Genomic DNA, 4,760 nt, shown 5'->3' on the forward strand with positions numbered 1-4,760 from the left:
CCTGCTGGGCGATGATCGGGCCCTCGTCCAGTTCGCTGTTCACGTAGTGCGCGGTCGCTCCCACGGTCTTGACGCCGCGGTCGTAGGCCTGGTGATAGGGCTTCGCGCCCTTGAAGCTCGGCAGGAACGAATGGTGGATGTTGATCACCCTGCCCTCCATGCGCCGGGCCAGCGAATCGCTCAACACCTGCATGTAGCGGGCCAGGACGATGAGGTCCACGGCGAACCGGTCGACCAGGTCGAGCAGCTGGGCCTCGGCCTGCGGCTTGGTGTCGGCGGTGACGGGCACGTCGAAGAACGGGATGCCGTGCCACTCGACGAGGCGCTGGAAGTCCCGGTGGTTGGATACCACCGCCACGATCTCGATCGGCAGCTCACCGGTCCGCTCGCGGAACAGCAGGTCGTTGAGGCAGTGCCCGAACCGCGACACCATCACCAGCACGCGCCGCTTGTACCCGCTGGGCACCAGGTCCCAGCGCATCCCGAACTCCTCCGCCACCGACGAGAACGCGGCACGCAGCCCCGCCTCGTCCGCCGCCCGGCCGGAGTCGGTGGGAGCGACGTGGACGCGCAGGAACAGGTGGCCGGCCCGCCGGTCGTCGAACTGCTTCAGCTCGATGATGGTGAACCCCTGTTCGACCAGGACGCCGGTGACCGCGTGCACGATGCCCGGACGGTCGGGACAGTCAAGCGTGAGCACGAACTCCGTCGAGGGCGATTGCGGCACGCGAGGTCTCCTTAGCGCTGGGCCGTCGGACACCGGAGCGGCCCGGACTGATATGTCAGTTGGCTGGCCACAGTATGGCAGCGCTGGGGCGACGTCAACGGTCGGAGTCGTCGCCACCAGGGGGAGCCTGCGCCGGACGGCTCACGCCGGGAGCGGCGAAGAAGGCGGCACTCGAGCGCTCAGACCGCGGCGGAGTCGGGCGCTCCGAGCCGTCCACTCAACTGCCGCGCGTGCCGCCGGAGCACGGTGACCAACTCGGGGAAGCCCTCCGGCCTCATCCGGAAACTGGGCGCGGTGACACTGAGTGCCGCCACCACCCGTCCACCGACCCCCCGGACGGGGACGGCGACCGCGTTCGTGTCGTACTCCCACTCCTCCACGGCGGCCGCCCAGCCCTGCTCGCGGACGGACTGCATGCTCTGTTCGAGCGTCAGTGGATCCGTGATCGTATTGCCGGTGCACTGTTCCAGCGGTGCCGCCAGCAACGCCCGCAGCACCTCCGCCGGCGCGTGCGCGAGCAGCACCTTGCCCGTCGACGTCGCGTGCAGCGGCGTGCGCTGTCCCACGTACTGCCGGGTCACCGACACCAGCCGGGTTCCCGTCGTCTGGGTGATGTTGACCGCCGCACCCTCATCGAGAATCGCGACGTTGGAGGTCTCGTTCAGCTCGCCGGTGAGCTCGTCACAGGCGGCCTGGGCGTCCTTGACGATGTCCATCCGGGCCGCCACGTTCCCGGCGAGCCGGAGCACCCCCAGGCCCAGGCTGTAGGTGCCGCGCTTGGTCTCCTGTTCGACGAGGTCGCGCGCCTCGAGTGTCGCCAGCAGCCGGAACGCCGTGGACCGGTGCACGCGCAACCGGCGCGCGATCTGACTGACTCCGAGCGCCGGCGCGACGGCCAGCATCTCGAGTATCTGAATGGCCCGGTCAACGGACTGCACCGACCCACCCACTTCGTGCGCCGAGTCCACGCCCCAACCCTACGCTGTTGCGCAATGCGCACGGCGCGCGTCCCGGGCCTTGACATGCACCTGGAAGGCTCCCATTCTGTTGCTTATTGCACGCGTCGTGCGTAATACACAACAACAGCCAGGACGCCCATGTTGCGCATCTGCTCCCTGAGCGAACTCGTCGAGGACGAAGGTGTTCGTTTCGACACCGTCACGCCTCCGATCGCGGTCTTCCTGACCTCCGCCGGCGAGGTGTACGCGATCGACGACACCTGCACGCACCAGGACGCCTCGCTCGCCGAGGGCTGGGTCGAGGACTGCCGGGTCGAGTGCCCGCTGCATGCCAGCACCTTCTCGCTGCTCACCGGGGACGTCGACTCGCCGCCCGCGCGGCGCGGGGTGCGGGCGCACCGGATCGAGGTCGTCGGCGACGACGTGTACGTCCAGTTGTCCGCGCTGGCTCCGAACCTGCCGCCGGGGGTGGAGTACTGATGACTGCGCAACGAGTGGTCGTCGCCGGCACCGGGCTGGCCGGCTTCACCGTCGCCCAGACCCTGCGATCCGGCGGATTCGCCGGCGAGATCGTGATGGTCGGCCAGGAGCCACACCGTCCCTATGACCGGCCGCCGCTGAGCAAGGGCTTCCTGGTCGGCGAGCTCACCATGGCGGACCTGGCCTACGAGACCGACGAGAGCCGGCTCGACGTCACCTGGCGGCTCGGAGTGGCCGCGGTGGGTCTCGACGTCGCGAACCGGACCCTCCTGCTGGGGGACGGCTCCACCGTCGGCGGAGACGAACTCGTCATCGCGACCGGCGGCCGGCCGCGACCCTTCCCCGGCGCCCTCACCCTCGGCAGCGTGGCGGACGCGGAACTCCTGCGCCCGGCGCTGGCCCCCGGCGCGGACGTGGTGGTGCTGGGCTCGGGCTTCATCGGGCTGGAGGTCGCCGCGACCGCGACTCAGCTGGGAGCGGAGGTCACCGTCGTCTGCGAGGAGGACTCGCCGTTGGACCGGGTCTTCGGCGCCGAGGCCAGCGCGAGCATCCGCGGCATCCACGAGCGCGCCGGCGTCCGGTTCGTTCCCGGCGTCCAGGCCCTCGAGATCGTTCCGGACGGCGACCGCAAGGCCGTCGTGCTGTCCGACGGACGGCGGCTCAGCTCGTCGGTGGTGATCGCCGGAGTGGGGTCGGCGCCCGCGACGTCCTGGCTGGCCACCAGCGACCTGGAGTTGTCGCCGTTCGGTGCGATCATCTGCGACGAGCGCGGGGTGGCCGCCCCGGGGATCCGGGCGACCGGGGACTGCGCGTCCTGGTCGGGGGCGCCGTGCCGGCACTGGACTCTCGCCAAGGAGCGTGCCGCGCGGGTGGCACACGACATTCTCGAGCCCGGCTCGGGGCAGGAATCCGGCGACCTCGAGTACGTGTGGAGCGACCAGCACGGCGTCCGGCTGCAGTTCGCGGGCACGCTGCACGAAGGAGCAGTCCCGACCGTCGAGAGCGGCGGCATCGATACCGGCGACGTGTTCCTCGTCTACCGCACCGCCGACGGCACCGAGGTGGCCGCGTTCGGCATGAACCAGCTGCGTCCGATGATGCGCTGGCGCAAGACCCACCGTCGACGCAGCGCCGGTGTGGCCGCGTGACCGAACCACCCACCCGACCGACAAGATCGTCCACCCGACCGAGAAGGATGTGACCCACCGTGATCATCGAGCAACTCGACAAGCCCCTCCCCGGCTCCCTGATGCCGACGCTCGCCGGCGGCTACTACACCGATCCCAACGTGTTCGCCGCCGAGCAGGAGCGAATCTTCGAGGAGTCCTGGTTCTGCGTGCTGCACGGCAGTGACATCGAGAAGCCGGGCGACTACAAGCTGGTCGAGGTCGGACGCGAACAACTGATCGTCTCGCGCAACCGCAAGCGCGAGGTCCGGGCGTTCTTCAACGTCTGCCGGCACCGCGGCATGCGGGTGTGTACCGAGACCGAGGGCAGCCGGCGCAACTTCCAGTGCGGCTACCACGCCTGGACCTACGACCTGGACGGCAAGCTGATCGCAGCCCCGAACCTGACCAAGATGCCCGACATCGACCGCGACGACTATGGGCTTCGCAAGGTGCACGTCCGGGAGTGGCTCGGCTACGTCTGGGTCTGCGTGGCGGAACAGCCGCCGTCCTTCGAGGAGACGGTGCTCAGCGAGATCGTCACCCGGCTCGGCGAGGTGGAGAGCATCGACCACTACCAGATCGACACGCTCAAGATCGGCAAGCGGATCTGCTACGAGGTCGAGGCCAACTGGAAGCTGATCATCGAGAACTTCATGGAGTGCTACCACTGCGCCACCATCCACCCCGAACTGACCGAGGTGATCCCGGAGTTCGCCCAGGGCTGGGCGGCGCAGACCAACACCGGCCTGGGAGCCGAGTTCGGCGAGGACATCAAGGGCTTCACCGTCGACGGCTCGGCGGGCGTCGGCGAACTCCCGCTGATCGCCCCCAACCAGGACCGGCGCTACTTCGCGATCACGATCCGGCCGAACGTGTTCATCAACCTGGTGCCCGACCACATCATCATCCACCGGATGTTCCCGACGTCGGAGTCGCATACCTACGTGGAGTGCGACTGGCTGTTCCTGCCCGAGGTGGTGGATGCCGGCACCGACGTCTCGAAGTCGGTGGAGCTCTTCGACCGGGTCAACCTGCAGGACTTCGACGCGTGCGAGAAGACCCAGCCCAGCATGGCGTCGCGGATCTACCGCGACGGTGGCGCGCTGGTGCCGGCCGAACACCACATCGTGCCCTTCCACGACTGGCTCAAGGCCGAGCTGAACGCCTGAGCGATCGGGACGGTTCTCCCGGGTCACGTTCTTGGGGACGCGCCGATCGAAGCCCCTCGATCGTCCTGCCGGACTTGATCCGGTCTCTCCCGCCCGGAATCCCAGGTCGGTGCCCGGGACGACCCGGATGATCAGCTTTCCCTTGCGGTGAGAACCGTCCCCGACGTCCGAAACTGGGACGAAAAGAACCGTCCCCGCGTGCCGTCCCCGCGTGCCGGTCAGCGACGGATGTGGGTGCCCTCGGGGTCGAACAGCG

Annotated in this window: 5 protein-coding genes; 3 read left to right on the forward strand and 2 right to left on the reverse strand. The window is 68.9% G+C overall.

Going from position 1 to position 4,760, the window contains the following annotated elements; all coding sequences use genetic code 11:
- Together Q0066_RS09175 and Q0066_RS09180 are read right to left on the reverse strand one after the other, a co-directional pair.
- On the reverse strand, window positions 1–727 hold a 727-nt coding region (locus tag Q0066_RS09175; RefSeq protein WP_298132221.1), incomplete at its 3' end, for a formyltetrahydrofolate deformylase.
- Window positions 728–906: 179 nt separating this feature from the next.
- Window positions 907–1,695 (reverse strand): IclR family transcriptional regulator, encoded by a 789-nt coding sequence (locus Q0066_RS09180; protein WP_298132223.1) that lies wholly within the window; start codon window positions 1,693–1,695, stop codon window positions 907–909.
- 129 nt (window positions 1,696–1,824) lie between these two features.
- On the opposite strand from Q0066_RS09180, the gene Q0066_RS09185 reads away from it, so the two are divergent.
- The 3 genes from Q0066_RS09185 to Q0066_RS09195 are packed head-to-tail and all read left to right on the forward strand — an operon-like array spanning window position 1,825 to window position 4,504.
- The gene (locus tag Q0066_RS09185; protein ID WP_298132224.1) at window positions 1,825–2,166 is read left to right on the forward strand and encodes a bifunctional 3-phenylpropionate/cinnamic acid dioxygenase ferredoxin subunit; all 342 of its coding nucleotides are present in this window, start codon (window positions 1,825–1,827) and stop codon (window positions 2,164–2,166) included.
- The gene (locus Q0066_RS09190) at window positions 2,166–3,314 is read left to right on the forward strand and encodes an FAD-dependent oxidoreductase (RefSeq protein WP_298132225.1); all 1,149 of its coding nucleotides are present in this window, start codon (window positions 2,166–2,168) and stop codon (window positions 3,312–3,314) included. The genes Q0066_RS09185 and Q0066_RS09190 overlap by 1 nt, the downstream gene beginning before the upstream one ends.
- A gap of 59 nt (window positions 3,315–3,373) precedes the next feature.
- Entirely contained in the window at window positions 3,374–4,504 is a 1,131-nt protein-coding gene (locus tag Q0066_RS09195; protein WP_298132227.1) for an aromatic ring-hydroxylating dioxygenase subunit alpha, read from the forward strand.
- Window positions 4,505–4,760: the final 256 nt, after the last annotated feature.

Source organism: Micropruina sp. (genome assembly GCF_027492755.1).
In the GTDB taxonomy this organism is placed as follows: domain Bacteria; phylum Actinomycetota; class Actinomycetes; order Propionibacteriales; family Propionibacteriaceae; genus Micropruina.

Coding starts and splice junctions, on each gene's coding strand:
- Q0066_RS09190 (WP_298132225.1), top strand. CDS start 2,166: ATGACTGCGCAACGAGTGGTCGTCGCCGGCACCGGGCTGGCCGGCTTC.
- Q0066_RS09185 (WP_298132224.1), top strand. CDS start 1,825: ATGTTGCGCATCTGCTCCCTGAGCGAACTCGTCGAGGACGAAGGTGTT.